Source organism: Pseudarthrobacter sp. MDT1-22, from assembly GCF_054511035.1.
The window spans coordinates 1-16865 of record NZ_JBTNDK010000027.1 but is presented as its reverse complement, the minus strand read 5'-3'; the positions used below and the strand labels follow the sequence as shown (position 1 = coordinate 16865).

At 63.4% G+C, this 16865-nt stretch carries 16 protein-coding genes and 2 pseudogenes; 9 read left to right on the top strand and 9 right to left on the bottom strand.

What is annotated here, in order from left to right:
• Positions 1-20 precede the first annotated feature (20 nt).
• Genes ACX80M_RS17430 through ACX80M_RS17410 form a run of 5 tightly spaced genes read right to left on the bottom strand, consistent with a single transcriptional unit; the run spans position 21 to position 5444 of the window.
• A complete protein-coding gene (locus tag ACX80M_RS17430; RefSeq protein WP_459310051.1) occupies positions 21-1025 on the bottom strand; it encodes a sugar phosphate isomerase/epimerase family protein in 1005 nt (334 codons plus the stop codon).
• Positions 1026-1063: 38 nt separating this feature from the next.
• On the bottom strand, positions 1064-2242 hold the full coding sequence (locus ACX80M_RS17425; RefSeq protein WP_459310050.1) for a Gfo/Idh/MocA family protein: 1179 nt from the start codon (positions 2240-2242) through the stop codon (positions 1064-1066).
• A gap of 28 nt (positions 2243-2270) precedes the next feature.
• On the bottom strand, positions 2271-3176 hold the full coding sequence (locus ACX80M_RS17420) for a carbohydrate ABC transporter permease (protein WP_459310049.1): 906 nt from the start codon (positions 3174-3176) through the stop codon (positions 2271-2273).
• 1 nt (position 3177) lies between these two features.
• Positions 3178-4116 (bottom strand): carbohydrate ABC transporter permease, encoded by a 939-nt coding sequence (locus ACX80M_RS17415; RefSeq protein WP_459310048.1) that lies wholly within the window; start codon positions 4114-4116, stop codon positions 3178-3180.
• Positions 4113-5444 (bottom strand): extracellular solute-binding protein, encoded by a 1332-nt coding sequence (locus ACX80M_RS17410; protein WP_459310047.1) that lies wholly within the window; start codon positions 5442-5444, stop codon positions 4113-4115. The genes ACX80M_RS17415 and ACX80M_RS17410 overlap by 4 nt, the downstream gene beginning before the upstream one ends.
• A gap of 234 nt (positions 5445-5678) precedes the next feature.
• On the opposite strand from ACX80M_RS17410, the gene ACX80M_RS17405 reads away from it, so the two are divergent.
• Complete coding sequence (locus ACX80M_RS17405) at positions 5679-6728, top strand: LacI family DNA-binding transcriptional regulator (RefSeq protein WP_459310081.1); 1050 nt, start codon at positions 5679-5681, stop codon at positions 6726-6728.
• A gap of 165 nt (positions 6729-6893) precedes the next feature.
• On the opposite strand, the gene ACX80M_RS17400 is transcribed toward ACX80M_RS17405, so the two are convergent.
• Both ACX80M_RS17400 and ACX80M_RS17395 read right to left on the bottom strand, forming a co-directional pair.
• Entirely contained in the window at positions 6894-7490 is a 597-nt protein-coding gene (locus ACX80M_RS17400) for a glycoside hydrolase family 3 protein (protein WP_459310080.1), read from the bottom strand.
• A complete protein-coding gene (locus ACX80M_RS17395; protein WP_459310046.1) occupies positions 7385-8290 on the bottom strand; it encodes a glycoside hydrolase family 3 N-terminal domain-containing protein in 906 nt (301 codons plus the stop codon). The genes ACX80M_RS17400 and ACX80M_RS17395 overlap by 106 nt, the downstream gene beginning before the upstream one ends.
• Before the next feature lie 102 nt (positions 8291-8392).
• On the opposite strand from ACX80M_RS17395, the gene ACX80M_RS17390 reads away from it, so the two are divergent.
• Both ACX80M_RS17390 and ACX80M_RS17385 read left to right on the top strand, forming a co-directional pair.
• A complete protein-coding gene (locus ACX80M_RS17390) occupies positions 8393-8617 on the top strand; it encodes a hypothetical protein (protein WP_459310045.1) in 225 nt (74 codons plus the stop codon).
• 24 nt (positions 8618-8641) lie between these two features.
• A complete protein-coding gene (locus ACX80M_RS17385) occupies positions 8642-8764 on the top strand; it encodes a hypothetical protein (RefSeq protein ID WP_459310044.1) in 123 nt (40 codons plus the stop codon).
• 154 nt (positions 8765-8918) lie between these two features.
• Here the strand turns inward: ACX80M_RS17385 and ACX80M_RS17380 are convergent, their stop codons facing one another.
• Entirely contained in the window at positions 8919-10010 is a 1092-nt protein-coding gene (locus ACX80M_RS17380) for an ROK family protein (RefSeq protein ID WP_459310043.1), read from the bottom strand.
• 49 nt (positions 10011-10059) lie between these two features.
• Between ACX80M_RS17380 and ACX80M_RS17375 the strand changes: the two genes are divergently transcribed.
• Positions 10060-10212, top strand: coding sequence for a hypothetical protein (locus ACX80M_RS17375; RefSeq protein ID WP_459310042.1), 153 nt, complete (start codon positions 10060-10062; stop codon positions 10210-10212).
• Here the strand turns inward: ACX80M_RS17375 and ACX80M_RS17370 are convergent.
• Positions 10186-11442, bottom strand: a complete 1257-nt coding sequence (locus tag ACX80M_RS17370; protein ID WP_459310041.1) for an FAD-binding protein — start codon at positions 11440-11442, stop codon at positions 10186-10188. The genes ACX80M_RS17375 and ACX80M_RS17370 overlap by 27 nt on opposite strands.
• 258 nt (positions 11443-11700) lie before the next feature.
• On the opposite strand from ACX80M_RS17370, the gene xylA reads away from it, so the two are divergent.
• From xylA to ACX80M_RS17345, 5 genes and pseudogenes are all read left to right on the top strand, one after another.
• On the top strand, positions 11701-12891 hold the full coding sequence (gene xylA, locus ACX80M_RS17365; protein WP_459310040.1) for a xylose isomerase: 1191 nt from the start codon (positions 11701-11703) through the stop codon (positions 12889-12891).
• A gap of 4 nt (positions 12892-12895) precedes the next feature.
• Positions 12896-14416, top strand: coding sequence for a xylulokinase (locus ACX80M_RS17360; RefSeq protein WP_459310039.1), 1521 nt, complete (start codon positions 12896-12898; stop codon positions 14414-14416).
• On the top strand, positions 14400-15476 hold the full coding sequence (locus ACX80M_RS17355; RefSeq protein ID WP_459310038.1) for a Gfo/Idh/MocA family protein: 1077 nt from the start codon (positions 14400-14402) through the stop codon (positions 15474-15476). The genes ACX80M_RS17360 and ACX80M_RS17355 overlap by 17 nt, the downstream gene beginning before the upstream one ends.
• A 294-nt stretch (positions 15477-15770) precedes the next feature.
• Positions 15771-16016: pseudogene (locus tag ACX80M_RS17350) on the top strand (aldo/keto reductase); the annotation flags it as partial.
• Positions 16017-16126: 110 nt separating this feature from the next.
• Positions 16127-16759: pseudogene (locus ACX80M_RS17345) on the top strand (aldo/keto reductase); the annotation flags it as partial.
• Positions 16760-16865: the final 106 nt, after the last annotated feature.

Below are 16865 nucleotides of genomic sequence, written 5' to 3'. Positions count from 1 at the left end.
GGGACCGGGAAAGAGTCGGGTCAGCGGCTCGCGAAGGCGGCGTCGAAGGCGGCTGCGGGCGGGGCGATCCGGGCAAGTTCCTTGACCATGGCCAGCGCCTGCGGCGCGCCGATCAGCCGGTCCATGCCGGCGTCCTCCCATTCGATGCTGGTGGGGCCGTCGTAGCCGATGGCGTTCAGGGTCCGGAAGATCCGGTTCCACTGCACGTCGCCGTGCCCTGCAGTGACGAAGTCCCAGCCGCGCCGGGGATCGGCCCAGGCCAGGTGGGAGCCGAGGCGCCCGTTGCGGCCGTCAAGCTGGCGGACGGATTCCTTCACGTGGACGTGGAGGATGTGTTCTGCGAAGTCTTGCAGGAACATCACCGGGTCCAGGTCCTGCCAGATGAAGTGGGACGGGTCGAAGTTCAGCCCGAAGCTCTGGCGGTGCCCGATGGCCTCGAGCGTCCGCTTGGCGGTCCAGTAGTCGTAGGCGATCTCGGATGGGTGGACCTCCAGGGCGAAACGGACGTCCACCTCGTCAAAGACGTCCAGGATCGGGTTCCAGCGGTTCGCGAAGTCCTGGTAGCCGGCGTCGATCATTGCCTCGGAGGCGGGCGGGAACATGGCCACGGCCTTCCAGATGGATGAGCCGGTGAACCCTGTCACGGTCTTCACCCCGAGGCGGGCAGCCGCCCGCGCGGTGTCCTTCATCGATTCTGCGGCCCTGAGGCGGACTCCTTCTGGTTTGCCGTCGCCCCAGATTTCCGCGGATAGGATGCCCTGGTGGCGTTCATCGATGGGGTCGTCGCACACGGCCTGGCCGGTGAGGTGGTTGGCGATGGCGAAGACTTTCAGGTTGTTCTTCTCCAGGATGTCCAGCCGGCTTTGGAGGTAGTTGTCGTCCTCCGCCGCGCGGAGGGGGTCCAAGTGGTCACCCCAGCAGGCGATCTCGAGCCCGTCAAAGCCCCACTCACCGGCAAGCCGGGCCACCTCCTCAAAGGGCAGGTCGGCCCATTGGCCGGTAAAAAGCGTGATTGGTCGTGTCATTGGGGTTCCTTGGTTGTGCTGAAGCTGTGAGGCGTTGCTCAGACTTTTTGCCACTGGCTGGAGTTCGCGGCACTGGACTCCACGGCCGCGAGGACACGCTGAACCTGCAGGGCGTCGGCAAAGGACGGCTCCGGCTGGCGGCCTTCACCGATGGCGGTTACGAGGTCCACCACCTGGTGCGTGAAGCCATGTTCGTAGCCCAGGCCGTGGCCGGTGGGCCACCAGTTGCCGACGTACGGGTGCTCCGGCTCGGTGACGAAAATCCGGCGGAAACCGGCGTCGGGAGACTCGGCGGCGTCGTAAAAGGACAGAACGTTCATGTCCTCGAAATCAAAGGCGAGGGAGCCCTTGGTGCCGTTGATTTCCAGGCGCATGGCGTTCTTCCTGCCCAGCGCGTAACGCGTCGCTTCGAACACCCCGATGGGGCCGCCGTCGAATTTTGCGCTGAAGACGGCGGCGTCATCCACGGTGACCGTCCCGCGCGGTGCCTCGCTGCTGAGGTCGCCGTGGCCGCCCAAGCCGACGAGGTCACCTGCCAGCGGGCGTTCCGGGACGAAAGTTTCCAGTAGCGCCGAGACGCCGGTGATGCTTTGGCCGGTGACCCACTGGGCTGCGTCGATGCTGTGTGCTCCGATGTCGCCGAGGGAACCGGACCCGGACTTGCTCTTGTCCAGCCGCCAGGTCATGGGAGCGGTGGCGTCCGAGAGCCAGTCCTGCAGGTACTGCGCCCGGACGTGCCTGAGGTCACCGAGCCTGCCCTGCTCCACGAACCGTTTGGCCAGCGCCAGGGCGGGTGTCCGGCGGTAGGTGAAGCCGCACATCGAGATGATGCCCTGCTTGGCCGCAGCCTCCGCCGCGAGAGTCATCCGCTCCGCTTCCTCCACGGAGTTCGCCAGCGGCTTCTCGCACAACACATGCTTGCCGGCCTCAAGCGCGGCGATCGCAATCTCGGCATGGGTGTCGCCGGGGGTGCAGATGTCGATCAGGTCGATGTCGTCACGCTCGACCAGACGGCGCCAGTCCGTCTCAACCGATTCCCAGCCCAGCTTGTCCGCTGCTGCCTTAGCAGCGTCGGCGTTCCGGCCTGCAACAGCGGTGAGCTGGGGCTGCAGCGGCAAATCAAAAAACCGTGGTGCTGTCCGCCAGGCGTGGGAGTGGGCTGCACCCATGAAGGCGTAGCCGACCATGCCGACCCGCAGGGGCTTTGCGATGGTCATGAAAATGTCCTTTCGTAGGATCCTGGTCCTATTTGCTGAAACCGGCGGTCAGACCGCTGAGCAGTTGGCGGCGGCCAACAATATAGATCACGAGGATTGGCAAGGTGCTGAGCACCACCGATGCGAGCACGGCCGGGATGTTGACGCTGTACTCGCCCTGGAATGTCCACAAAGCCAGGGGAAGGACGCGCAGCCCGGGGCTCTGGGTAAGGATCAGCGGGAGCAGGAATCCGTTCCAGACGTGCAGTCCGTTATAGATGGCGACAGTCACGATCGCAGGGCGGGTCAGTGGCAAGGCCAGGCGCCACATGGTCTGCCATTCACTGCAGCCGTCCAGCCGCATCGACTCGAACAATTCGTTCGGCACATCACGGATGAAGTTGGACAGAATCAGTACCGTCAACGGGATGGCAAAAGCAATGGATGGAAGCATGAGCGCGAGCAGGCTGTCGTACAGGTTGAGCCGGATGATCATCAGGTAGATCGGGATGATCGTCGCCTGGAGCGGGATCGCCAGTCCCATCAGGAACATGCCGTTGACCAGCTTGAGGAACCTGCCCCTGCCCCGAACAATGGCGAAGGCGGCCATGAAGGATATAAGCACCGTTGGGATGACGGCACCGAGTGTGACGATCGTGCTGTTCATGAAGTACTTCGCGAAGTCTGCTTCAAGAACCAGCTGGTAGTTTTCGAGGGTGGGCGAGGTGGGAAGTGCCAGTGGGTTCTGCCCGAAGTAGCCTGCCTGCGTCTTCAGGCTGGTGATGACCACGTAATAGACCGGGACGATGATGATGGCGAGCCAGATCCAGCCGCCGAGGCCCGCAGGGACATTCAGCCGCCTCATCCGGGAACCGAACCCCCGCTTGACGGCGGCGGAGTTGGCCGGGGCGCCGGTGGGAGTTTCCTCCGTGCTGCTTTTCAGGACGGTGCTCACCTTACATACCTTCCAATTGGCTGCCCTGCTTGTCCTTGCCTCCAAGGCGCTGGAGGAACAAGGCAAGAGCAAGGCCGATGAGTACGAGAATAACGGCGACGACGCTTGCCGGGCCCATAAGGTTCGCCCGGAAACCCCGCAGGTACATGTCCAGGGCCAGGATCCGGGTGGAGTTACCCGGCCCGCCGCCGGTGAGGACGAAGATCAGGTCGAAGTACGTCAGCGACCCTACGACCATCAACGTGGACGATGTGATGATGGTGTATTTCAACTGGGGCAGGGTGATGTGGAAGAACTTCTTGATTGTTCCCGCCCCGTCGATTTCGGCTGCTTCGTAAAGTGATTTGGGAATCTGGCGCACGCCGCCTTGGTAAATGAGCGTGTGGAACGGCACGAACTGCCAGGCGATCACAAAGATCACCAGACCCACGGCCAGATGCGGGACTCCCAGCCAGTCCTGGGCCAGGAAAGGCAGTCCCAGGCCCGTGGCCAGGCCGAAGTTCGGATCCAGCAAGGCCTTGAAGGCGATGGCGACTGCTGCCGATGAGAGCAGCAAAGGCAGGAAGTACAGCACTGCTAGGGCGGCCCGGTAGCGCTGGCTTCCTGCGGTGAAGACACCCAAAAGGAGGCTGATTGGCGTCTGGACCAGCCAGGAGGCGATCATGATCAGGAATGTCAGTCCCAGGGAGCTGTACAGCCCCGGGTCCGCGAGCACCGAGAACCAGTTGCCCAAGCCCGCTGACCCGATGGCACCGATGCCGTCCCAGCTGCTGAAGCTCAGGATGAGGACACCGACCAGCGGCACGACGGCGAACGCCAGGAAGAAGAACAAAGCGGGCACTGTCAGCCACGCGAGTGCAGCATTACGCTGCCCGCTTTGCCCCCCGTCAGTCCTGCCCGGGACGGCAGTCTTTCGAGCGGTGGAGACGGCGTTACTCATTTTCCGAGGGTGGCATTCATGTTCTGGGCGAACTGCTGGGGCGTAATCGACTTCAAGAACAGCTGGTCGATGTTGTTCAGCAGGGCTTCCGCGGCGGTGGGGCTCAGTGCCTGGTCCCACGACTGCTGGAAGTTCGGGGCGTTCTTGGCCAGATCGTAGACGAAATTCAGGAAGTCCTTGTCCGGAGACGTGTTGAGCTTGTCTTCGATGCCGTTAACAATGGGGACGGATCCGGAATTGATGTACGTGGCAATGACCGTTTCGGTCAGGATGCCGTCTTTGAAGAATTTCTTCGCCGAATCCTTTTCCTTATCTGTGGCCTTGGAGGAGATCGACATGTACTGGGCAGGGTTTCCCACCCCGTTCTTTGGGTCGCCCTTACCGCCGGCAACGGTCGGGAACTGGACGAAGCCCAGCTTCCCCTCCTGGACGAAGTTCTGGCCGCCCTTTTTCATGGCGCCATAAGTCCAGGAACCGTGCAGCATCATGGCTGCCTTGCCCGTGAACAGAAGAGCCTGGTCCGCGTTGGAGTCTGCAGCGATGGAGGAGAAACCCTTGATGAAGCCTTCCGCCGAGACGAGCTCCTGGATCTTAGTGCCGGTCTCGATCACGGCGGGATCCATCCAGGCATTGGGCTTGCCTTGGAAGATGGCAGTGAATACCTCGGCGCCTCCGATGCGGTCGAGCAGGTATTCAAGCCACATCATGGAGGTCCAGCGCGACTGTCCGCCGAGTGAAAAGGGAGCCACGCCCATGTCGTTGAAGGTTTTGACCAGAGACATGACGTCGTCCCAGGTCTTCGGCGGCTGGACGCCGGCCTTATCGAACACTTCCTTGTTGTAGAACAGTACGATCGGGGCGACGTACTGGTTGGGCAGCGCGTAGATCTTCCCGTTGACGGTGGCTGCGCCGAATGAGGCGGGGAAGAACTTTTTCTTCAGGTCCTGGTTCTCGTCAAACCAGCTGGTCAGGTCGTCTACCTGGTTAGCCTCGGCGTATGTCTTCAGGGTGCCGCCGCCCCAGCCGTAGATGATGGTGGGGGCCTGGCCGGCGCCGATGGCCGTTTTGATCTTGGTTTTGTATGCGTCGTTCTGGAAGTACGTGGCCGTGATCTTGCTGTCAGGGTTCGCCGAACTGAAGGCGTCCACGGCCTTCTGCATGGTGGTCTGGTTCGGCTCACCGGACAGGTACCACATGCTGCCGCCGCCGCCGCCAGCACTGGAGGTACCCGGTCCCGACGTCCCGCATGCAGTGGCCGTCATGGCGGCGAAGGGAGTGAGGGCAGCGAGGGCGAGGAAAGAGCGGCGGGAGGTCTGGGATTGCTTCATTGCTTCTCCATCTGAAATTGCTTCTTTGCAAATGTTTGGGGCGTGAGCTCTGAGTACAGCTTTCGAAATATTTCGAAAGAGTGGTTTAGGTCACGGTCTAAAGTAGAGGCCGACACGGGCAGACGTCAAGAGTAATACAGGACTTTTTTGCCCGCGAAGGTTCCTGCCCTTGACCACGGCGCCCTTATTCTGAAGAATGAAACTCACGAAATATTTCGAAAGGTCGCAAACATTATGGCAACAAAGATGCCGGAGCGTGCAAAACCGACGCTGGCAACCGTGGCGCTGCAAGCCGGTGTCTCAGCGCCGACCGTCTCGAAGGTGGTAAACGGCCGTGAAGATGTAGCGCCGGAGACCCGCGCCCGCATATTAGCGGCACTGGAGCAAGCCGGGTACCAGTCTCCCCTGCAGCGCCGTTCTGCCGCGGACGCCGGGACTGTCGTTGAGGTGGTCATCGACGTACTTGACTCCGCGTACACCATTGAGGTCCTGAATGGGATACTGCAGTTCGCGGCGGGCGCCGACGTTGAGATTTTGGTCAGCGTCACCGGTCCGGAATCGTCCAGCAGGCGCAGCCCGGAGCGCCGCGCCCAGCGCATGCTGGACGAGGGCAGAGCAGGAATGATTGTGGTGACGTCTGCTTTCAGTGAAGCGCAACTTCATGCGTTTAGGCGCCGCAATATTCCCGTCGTCGTCATCGACCCGCTCAACCCGCCCTCAGCAGATGTGATCAGCGTAGGAGCCACCAACTGGGCCGGAGGCAAGTCCGCAACAGAATATTTGCTGGAGCTGGGTCATCGGCGCATCGCCTATATAGGCGGCATAGAGAGGGCTGAATGCAACCAGGCGCGACTGCACGGCTATATGGCCGCTCTTACGGCTCAGGGCGTTCCGGTGGACGCTCAGTACATCATTTCCGGCGGCAGGTTCCGCTGGGAGAGCGGGGTTGCCGGGCTCCAGGCGCTGCTCAAACTTGACCAGCGCCCCACAGCTATCTTTGCCGGAAGCGACAGCATCGCATTGGGTGTTCTCGGCGAAGCAGGCCGTCACGGTGTCAGGGTCCCCGAAGACATTAGTCTTATCGGCTTTGACGGGACGAACCAAGGCGAGGAATCGGTCCCGGCGCTAAGCTCCGTAGCTCAGCCGCTGGAGGAGATGGGGCGTGCAGCGCTGCGGACACTGTTGCGCCAGGCGCGGGGGGAAGTGCTGGATTCCCACCGGGTCGAACTTGCCACCCAGTTGATTGTCCGCAAGTCCACAGCCCCTCCCACGCCGGCGCTGTAAAGGGATGACATTCCAAAGGTCTTATGGCTCACCGCAGCACCCGTCTTCACATGGGTCAGGCGGGCTTGCGTCTAGTGCTGCGGAATTTGTTACCAAAAGATACCGAAACCTGCAGCTTGACACACGAATGGCTAGGCTGGTTGTTAGGGCCCCTCCGAACCGTTGTCAGCGTTGGGTTTCGTCGGCTAAACCCGTATCAATGTTCTTGCGGACTTCCTCGACGGTGACATTCCCGGTCACGCTGTCCATGTCCAAGCTGACCGGTTCGACGGCGGGCACTGTGCTCGCCTTCCCTGTGCCATCCACCGCCACCGTTGAGGGACCGTCCAGCACCAGGCCGCTCCATTCGAAGGTGGTGTAGCTGAGGCCATAGCCGAAGGGGTAGGCAGCGGAAGGATCGATGTTGGAGACACCGCTGGCCTTGGCAAGACGGGACGCGAGGTATGTCGAGGGCTGCGCACCGGGCTTGGCGGGAATGCTCACCCGCAGTCGTCCGCTGGGGTTGATGCGGCCGCTGAGGATCCCCGCGACGGCTGGGCCCCCCTCCTCGCCGGGGAAGAAGCCCTGCACGATCGCGGCGGCGTCCTCGACGGCGGATCCCACGGCGTAGGGGCGGACGGTGAGGAGCACCACCACCACCGGTACGCCGGTTTGGATCAGCCGGTCCAGCAGTTGCTGCTGGACTCCCGGAAGCACCAGGGATTCCGCGTCGCAGCCTTCACCGCTGGTTCCCCGTCCGAAGAGCCCGGCGCGGTCGCCCACGACAGCGATGACCACGTCGGCCTCGGAGGCGGCGGCAACGGCACCGTCGAATCCCTCAGTGGAGGCGCCGTCAATGGAGCAGCGGCGGTTACGCTGATACGGCTGTCTGGGAATTCAGCGCGCAGGGCCTGGGCTACTGTGGGCAGTTCGATTCCGACCGGGACGCCCGGGTGCTGCCCGCCGACGTGTGCCGGGAAGGAGTAGCAGCCAAGGAACGCCTGGGCAGTGTCCGCGTTGGGTCCCACGACGGCGATGCGTCCCGGATGGTGCAGCGGCAGGATGCCGTTGTTGCTGGCCAGGACGATGGATTCTTCGGCAATCCGGGCGGCGAGCTTCCTGTTTGCTTCGGTGTCCAGGGTGATGCTGCCCTCCAGCCCGGCGGTGTCCTGCTGGTCCGCGTTCTGCAGGGCAGCGGGAACTGCTGACCAGTCCGGATCCAGCAGACCCAGTTCGATTTTTTGTACAAGCACCCGGTGGAGGGCGAGGTCCACCATGCTGACAGGGAGGCGGCCGGCTTCGATTTCGGTGATGAGGTGCTCGCCGAAGGCGTGCACGGTGTGAAGTTCGACGTCGACACCAGCGGTCAGGGCGGCTGCTGCGGCTTCCCCCAGGGATCCGGTGACGCCATGCAGGTTCTTCAGGAAGGCAACGCCGAAGTCGTCGGCCACGACCGTACCGCTGAATCCCCAAGTGTTGCGCAGGAGCTCGGTGAGCAGTGATGCGTCGGCAGCGGTGGGGACCCCGTCCATATCCGTGTAGGCATGCATAACGGAGCGGACTCCGGATTCCCGGACGGCCATCTCGAAGGGGCGAAGCAGGACATCTGCCAGCTCGCGCGGGCACCCACCGAAACGGGGGCCAGGTTCCGGCCCGCTTTGGAGGCCGAGTAGCCTACGAAGTGCTTGAGCGTGCATGCCACTGGCTGGTCTCCGGCGATCGGCGACTGGGAACCGCCGGGAACGCCCGAGCTGGTTCGCCGCCTGAAGGAAGGCACCATTCCCGGAGGAGTTGTCCTCATGCATGACGGCGGCGGTAACCGGAGCCAGACGGTGGAAGCAGTCGACCAAATCATCCCGGAACTCAAATCTGAGGGGTGGCGCTTCGACAAGCCCGCCCGCCGCGGCTGATTCCTCGGTGGGGCCAGAAATAGCATGCTCGGCTTTGTTGAGAAGGTGGAATGCGCCGCGTTCGCCGGACGGATCGGGTCCTCGATGATCCGACACCCAGGGTCCACGGCCAAGGTCGTTAACGGCGACGACATTGCCGGCCGTTGAACACGGACGTCGCAGATCGATGGAAGACTGGAGCAGCACCTGGATGCCGGGACTCACGGTGTGCGGCGATACGGTCGGAGACCGGCGGCCACCTTGTTTTACCGCGTGTTGGCTGTTCCGCTGATCATCCGGGAGGCGCCCTGCCGGGAATTTGTCAGGCTTTCTGTTTGCTGGGAACAGGAAGGGTGCCGAGGCCGGCAGGGTTTGCCAGAAACTGTGTGAAGGCCAGCTCGGCAGCCCCGATCATCATCAGGTCCGTGCCCAGTTCTGCCCGGTAGATACTTACCTGGCTGGCTGGCCCGTCCAGGGCCTGGGTCAGCAGCTGGTTCTCCAATGCGCCGGGGCAGAGGGTGTGCAGGACACCGAGAAATCCATCGAGCACGATCGCTTCGGGGTTGAAGGTGTTGACAGCGTTACGCAAGGCTATCCCGAGGTAGTCCAGTTGCCGCACCACTTCTTCTGTCACTGCAGTGCTACTGCTGTTTCGGAGGGCCTCTTCCAGTTGGGATGCGTCGCCGCCGGACAGGCCCGCGAGTTCGAAGAGCCGTGACTGCGAGACTTCGGTTTCCAGGCATCCGGTGGCGCCGCAGTGGCAGGTGCTCCCGGCTGTCCGGACGAAGGTGTGGCCAAGTTCCCCGGCGTAGCCGGAGGCGCCGCGCAGCAGTGCGCCGTTGGAGATCACGCCGCCGCCGACGCCACTGGCACCGCCGTTGAGATAAATCAGGTTTTCCCGCCCGGCGCCGGCGCCGAAGATGAGCTCAGCCTCTGCCGCCAAGGAAGCGTCGTTGGCGGCCTGACAGGGGTAGCCGGATGCCTGACTGAGCATGCTGGCAACCGGTTCATCGTGCCAACCCAGATGCGGGGCATGCCGGACGACGCCGTCGGCCTGGTTGACCAGCCCGGGCACGGCCACCCCAATCCCCGTTATCCGGTAGGACGCGTCAAGCTCGGTGCGCATGCCCTCGATGACGGCTGCGGCGATGTTAACGGCCTCTCTGGCTGTGGGAATCCGGTCCGTGGCGAAGCGAATCTTCTTTTGAACTTTGCCTCCAAGGCTCACAAGTCCGATGGTCACGGCGTCGATCTCGGGATTGACGGCGAGGGCGGCTGTGGAGGGGCTCGGGTGCACCTCGGGGCTGGGCCTGCCTACTTGGGCTCCGCCGGAGGGCGGGGTCTCATAGACGTGCCCCAAGGCACCGAGCTGGCCGATCAGGGCTCCCACGGTTGACCGATTCAATCCGGTCATCCTGGTCAGTTGCGCCCTGCTGAGGACCCCGTGGTGATGGACAAGAGACGTGATCAGGGCAAGGTTGTTCCGCCTCGAAGGATCCGCTTCGCTGTACGACGGCGTCGGCGCCGAAACGGTCGAAAACGTGGATGTGGCAGACGGGCGGATCAGGGAGGGCATCATCGAGACACTATCAGTTGCCGAATACCGTGCGGTGTAGGAAGCTGTTGCGGAACTTGCCGGTGGGATCCAGGCCCTCCGCCAGGGCAATGAAGTCGCCTAAGCGCGGATACATTGGCCTAATGGCGGCGGCACGGGCATCGAACAGCTTCCCCCAGTGGGGCCGGGCGGCGAAGGGGGCGAGCTCCGCTTCGAGCAGCGGAAGCACGGCCGTGACGGCGGGCTGGTCCTGGCGCCACGTGAAGTGCAGGCCGATGCCGTCCCGGCCGTAGTTCGGGCTCAGCCAGAGCTGGTCTGCCGCGACTGTGCGGATTTCGCCGATGAGCAGCAGAGGGGTGACGACGTCCGAGAGCTTCCTCATGGTGCGGAGGGCGTCCGTGGCATGCTCGCGCGGGATCAGGTATTCACTTTGCAGCTCATCTCCCTTGCTTGGGGTGAATTCCATCCGGAAGTGGGCCAACCTGTCGGCCCAGGGGCCCGGTACGCCGAGCTGTTGCGTGCAGTTGCTGCCGGATACGCCGGGAAGTGGATGCCTTGCCTCGGCCGCGGGTCCCGCCCCGAAGAATCCGGATGTGCCGCCTCCGTGCCGCTGATCCTCGGCGCGGCTCTTGAGCCAGGCCTGCTGCACTGTCGGTCCAGTCCAGTCGGTGAACAGGCTCACGCTGTACGCGGAGGACGTTACCTCATCGAAGTTCTCCAGGATCTGATTCCAGTCGAGGCCCTCGTAGACCCTTTGGCTGACCTGGAATGTGGGTTCGATATCCAGTGTCAGGCGGGTGACGATGCCCAGGGCTCCCAGTCCCACAACCATGCCCTCGAAGTAGGTGTCCCCGCGGCGGGCAGAGAAGACGCTGCCGTCAGCGGTGATCATCTCCAGGCCTGCGACAGCGGTGGCCAAATTGCCGTTGGCATCCCCCGAGCCATGGGTTGCCGTTGCTACGGCCCCAGCAACCGAAATATGAGGTAGGGAAGCCAGGTTGTGCAGCGCAAAGCCGTGCTGGTGAAGTTCAGCGGCCAGAGTCCCGTAACGCGTTCCGCCGCTGACCGTAACTGTCATGTTCGAAGGGTCCACACTGATGGTCCCGTCCAGACGGTCGAGGACCGCCAGCGTTCCCGCGGTGTCCGCGATGTCGTTGAACGAATGGCGGGATCCCAGCGCCCGTACATGGTCTGCATCGGCGACCAGCTCCTGCAGTTCCTGCAGGGTGGACGGATGGGCGATCACTGGAGCGCGGTAGGTGTGGTTGCCGGCCCAGTTACGTTCTGTCACGAGCTGATCCATCGGGGCTGTCCTCCTTCGTTTCGGCCGTCACGGCGCAATTTGGTGTACTGCCTAACATAACAGCCGAAGCGGATGGGCGCCATGGAGACGTTACGCTGTGGGGGAGACTGCAAACAGGGTCGGCGGGGCGGCGGTGCTTGACATCACAAAAATAACGAATATGTTTGTTATCGAAACATATTAACTCGGGGTGCTTGGAGGCGTTCCTGCCCCCAAGTGCCAGCCACCTACCATCGGAGCATTTCAATGGCGATTCAGCCCACGCGTGAAGATAAATTTTCCTTCGGTCTCTGGACCGTGGGCTGGGAGGCCCAGGACCAGTTCGGGTCCGCGACCCGTCCGCCGCTGGATACCGTCGAGGCCGTCAATCGGCTCAGCGACCTCGGCGCCTACGGACTGACCTTTCACGATAACGATCTGTTCCCCTTCGGGTGCTCGGCGGCAGAGCGTCAGCGGGAAATTGACCGTCTGACTGGTGCCCTGAAATCCACCGGCATGGTTGTCCCGATGGTCACCACCAACCTGTTCAGCCACCCTGTCTTCAAGGACGGCGGCTTCACCAGCAACGACCGCGGCGTACGCCGCTTCGCCCTGCGCAAGGTCTTGGAGAACATCGACCTTGCAGCCGAGCTGGGTGCCGAAACGTTCGTCATGTGGGGCGGGCGCGAAGGCAGTGAGTACGACGCCGCGAAGGACATCCGCGGCGCCCTCGAGCGTTACCGCGAAGCCGTGAACCTGCTCGGCGACTACGTCACGGACAAGGGCTACAACATCCGGTTCGCCATCGAGCCCAAGCCCAACGAACCCCGTGGCGACATTCTCCTGCCGACCCTTGGCCACGCGCTTGCGTTCATTGAAACGCTGGAGCGCCCGGAGCTCGTCGGCATCAACCCCGAAACCGGCCATGAGCAGATGGCGGGCCTGAACTTCACCCACGGCGTCGCCCAGGCGCTGTACCAGGGCAAGCTGTTCCACATCGACCTCAATGGCCAGCGGAGCATCAAGTTCGACCAGGACCTCGTGTTCGGTCACGGCGACCTGCAGAACGCCTTCTCCCTCGTTGACCTGCTGGAAAACGGCGGCCCAAACGGCGGCCCCGCCTATGACGGTCCCCGGCACTTCGACTACAAGCCCAGCCGGACCGAAGACATCAACGGCGTGTGGGACTCCGCCGCGGCTAACATGCAGACCTACCTGCTGCTGAAGGAGCGCGCCAAGGCCTTCCGTGCAGATCCCGAGGTGCAGGCGGCACTTGAGGCTTCCCGGGTTTCCGAAATTAATGAGCCCACCCTCAATCCGGGCGAAGGTTACGAGCGGCTGCTTGCGGACAGGTCCGCTTACGAGGAGTTCGACGCCGACGCTTACTTCGGCGGCAAGGGCTTCGGTTTCGTGAAGCTCCAGCAGCTCTTCATCGAGCACCTGCTCGGCGCCCGCTGATCCCATGACACAGGTTGCCGGGGTGGATTCGTCGACTCAAAGCTGCAAGGTTCTCATCCTGGATGCCGACACCGGTGCTCCCGTCCGTGAAGGCCGCGCCGGCCATCCGGACGGCACCGAGGTCCATCCGGACCATTGGTGGCAGGCATTGGCTGAGGCCATTGACGACGCCGGCGGACTGGGGGACGTCAGCGCCCTCTCCATCGCGGGCCAGCAGCACGGAATGGTGCTTCTGGACCGAGAGGGTAATGTTCTGCGCCCGGCACTGTTGTGGAACGACACCAGATCTGCCGGCGCGGCGGCAGATCTGACTGCCGAGGTGGGCGCGAAGGAGTACGCCGTGCGGACCGGCCTGGTTCCTGTGGCGTCCTTTACCTCGACCAAGGTCAGGTGGGTCACGGACCATGAGCCGGAAATCGCGGCCAAGGTTGCCGCCGTCGCGTTGCCGCATGACTGGCTGACGTGGCGCCTGCGCGGTTTTGGTCCTTCGGGTTCCGGTCCTCTGGGCCCTGACCTTGAGCAGCTGACCACCGACCGGTCCGATGCCAGCGGCACCGGCTACTGGAGCCCGGAATCGGGCGCCTATGACTTTGAACTGTTCAAGCTGGCCTTTGGACGGGACGCGCGTGAAGCGGGGGACTCTGCAGGGCCGGGCGGCGCCGTCGTCTTGCCCCGGGTCCTTAACCCCGGAGCTACGGCGGGGCAGGTACATCCTGCGTGCTTCTCCGCCGACGGCAGGGGCGCGTCGGGGCCCGGCCTGGGCGCCGGTTCCGCAAACGGTGGAATCGCCATCGGGGTCGGTGCCGGCGACAACGCGGGAGCTGCGCTGGGCCTGGGCATCAGCCCCGGCGATGTTGTGGTGTCCGTAGGGACCAGCGGCACAGTGTTCGCCGTCACGGCCGATCCTTGCACGGACGTCACTGGCACCGTTGCGGGGTTCGCCGACGCAGGCGGCGGCTACCTTCCCATTGCCGTGACCTTAAACGCGGCAAGGGTCCTTAGTTCCATCGCCGACGTACTGGACGTCGATTTCGACGGACTGGCACGACTCGCGCTGGACGCGGAGCCCGGCGCGGGGGGAGTGGTGCTGGTGCCCTATTTTGAGGGTGAGCGCACGCCCAACCTGCCGGACGCGAAGGCAAGCCTGCACGGCCTCAGCATCGCGTCGTCAACGCGCAGCAACATCGCCCGGGCAGCTGTCGAAGGCATGCTGTGTGGACTGTCCGGCGGGATCGATGCGCTGCGTGAACTGGGAGTGCCGGCCCGGCGCCTGCTGCTGATCGGCGGCGCAGTGCAAAACCCGGCGGTGCAGAAGATTGCAGCGCAGGTCTTCGACCTTCCCGTGGTGATCCCCAGCCCGGGTGAGTACGTCGCCCGCGGCGCGGGCGTCCAGGCGGCCTGGGCCCTCACCGGTACGCGCCCGGAATGGCCCGTCGGCGTGGACAGCACACCGGAGGCGGACTTCCAGCCGCTCATCAGCCGGAACTACAAGAGCGCGAGCGGCCGCATTGACTCCGGCAACTGAGCCTGCTCTTGCCACAACGCCGCTGCTTGCCACCAGCGATCTGGACCCACTCCGAGCCTCCGGCGATCCAGTGCGCTGGGGCGTAGTTTCTACGGGCAGGATCGCGTCCGTAGTTGTCGGCGACTTGGCACTGCTGCCCGACGCCGTCCTGCAGGCTGTCAGCTCACGGAACCAGGGCGGTGCGGACGCCTTCGCCACCCGGCACGGCTTCCGCCGGGCGTACGGTGAGGCTGGCGGGGTCCCCGGCTACGTGCGCCTGCTTCAGGATCAGGAGGTGGACGTGGTCTACATTGCGACGCCCCACGCCCGCCACTACGCCGTGGCCAAAGCGGCGCTCGAGGCCGGCAAGCACGTGCTGTGCGAGAAACCGATGACCATCAATGCGCGGGAAGCGTCCTCGCTGGTCAGTCTGGCACGGGAGAAGGGCCTGTTCCTCATGGAAGCTGTCTGGTCCAGGTTCCTCCCCAGCATCCAGCGGGCGGCGCATATCATCGCTTCGGGCGAGCTCGGTGAGATCAGGTGGATGCAGGCGGACCTAGGCTTCCCGGCGCCGTACCACCCCGACGCCCGGCTGTGGAGGCGAGAGGAGGGGGGAGGTGCATTAATGGACGTCGGCGTGTACTTGCTGACGTGGGCGCTGGCCGTGTTGGGCCAGCCCCAGAGCCTCACGGCGACCTCTCACCGGAACAGGGACGGCGTCGATGCCGAGACCGCCATGACGCTTCAGTACGCCTCGGGTGCCCAGGCGCAACTGATGATGTCCCTGACCACGGTGTCCACACAGACAGCCACAGTGTCAGGCACCAAAGGAATGTTGCGGTGCAATGCACCCTTGTTCAATCCGACGGAACTGACCATCGCCACGGGTTCGGGAGAGTCCCGCGTGGAGAAGTTCACTCCTGCCGGCCGCGGCTACACCTATCAGCTGCGCGAGGTGGTCCGCTGCGTCCAGCAAGGCCTGACGGAGAGCCCCACCATGCCGCTGGCTGAAACGCTGATCACCATGTCCCTGCTGGATGAGGCTCGCCGCCAGACTGGAATCCGGTACCCCGCCGACTAGCCGAGGATAGCGGTCAGCCAGCACCGAAGGCATCTGACCGAATCTCGCTTCGCGGAGTGGGTTCCTGGGATGAACAAGGCCGATGCCATAGCGCGAGGAATCGCGAGGCTAGGGTGCGATCTCAAGTTTCAGGAGGAGAACGCCAACGCCGCCCAGACGGACAAATCGACTAACGCGAACACCAAGAGCAGAATAAGACCCGAAGGAAACTTGTCCCATGATCTACCTTCCCGACCATGACCGTTACGATTCCATGCCGTACCGCAGGGTCGGGCGCAGCGGGCTGAAACTTTCCGCCGTTTCACTGCGGCACAGCGTGGTCAGACCCTCGCTCAAATGGCCATCACCTGGGTGCTGCGCCGGCAGAATAAGGGAATATTGGTCACATCGGCACTGATCGGCGCCAGCAGCGTCCGGCAACTGGAAGATAACCTGGCCGCAGTTTCGGGTGCCGAGTTGACGGACGATGAGCTTCAACAGATCGACGAATTCGCGGTTGAGTCCGACATCAACCTCTGGGCTGAAGGTCTTCAAACCTAGACGCGGTCCCGCCGAGGTTGTGCACAGGGTGGAGAGACTTCAAGGTGAGATCCCGCGGTTCGGCGGCTGGTGGATGGGCAACGTCAAACAATAGAAAGTATTGAACAAAAATGGAATACAGATACCTCGGTAACAGTGGCTTCAAGATCTCGGAGATCACGTTCGGCAACTGGCTGACGCACGGCTCCCAGGTGGAGAACGGCGTCGCCACCCAGTGCGTCAGGGCAGCGCTCGACGCCGGCATCAGCACCTTTGACACCGCGGACGTCTACGCCAACACCGCCGCGGAGACTGTCCTCGGCGAGGCACTGAAGGGCGAACGGCGCGAGTCGCTGGAAATCTTCACCAAGGTCTACGGTCCCACCGGGCCCAAGGGCAAAAACGATCTGGGCCTGTCCCGCAAGCACATCATGGAGTCGATCAACGGCTCGCTCGGCCGGCTCCAGACGGACTACGTGGATCTTTACCAGGCCCACCGCTATGATTTCGAAACGCCGCTGGAAGAGACCATGCAGGCGTTCGCAGACATCGTGCGGCAGGGAAAGGCGCTCTACATCGGCGTCAGCGAATGGACCGCCGAGCAGCTCCGCGAAGGCCACGCGCTGTCCAAGGAATTGGGCTTCCGACTGATCTCCAACCAGCCGCAGTACTCCATGCTGTGGCGGGTCATCGAGGCTGAGGTTGTGCCGGCGTCGGAAGAACTGGGTGTGTCCCAGATCGTCTGGTCCCCGATGGCACAGGGCTGACTAAGGACCCGTCAGTATTCAACACGCGGCTATTGTGATTTGTCGGGTTTGAGAGTGTAGTTCCATTCGCCGTGCCATTGATGGCGGGTGATGGGAAGGGCCG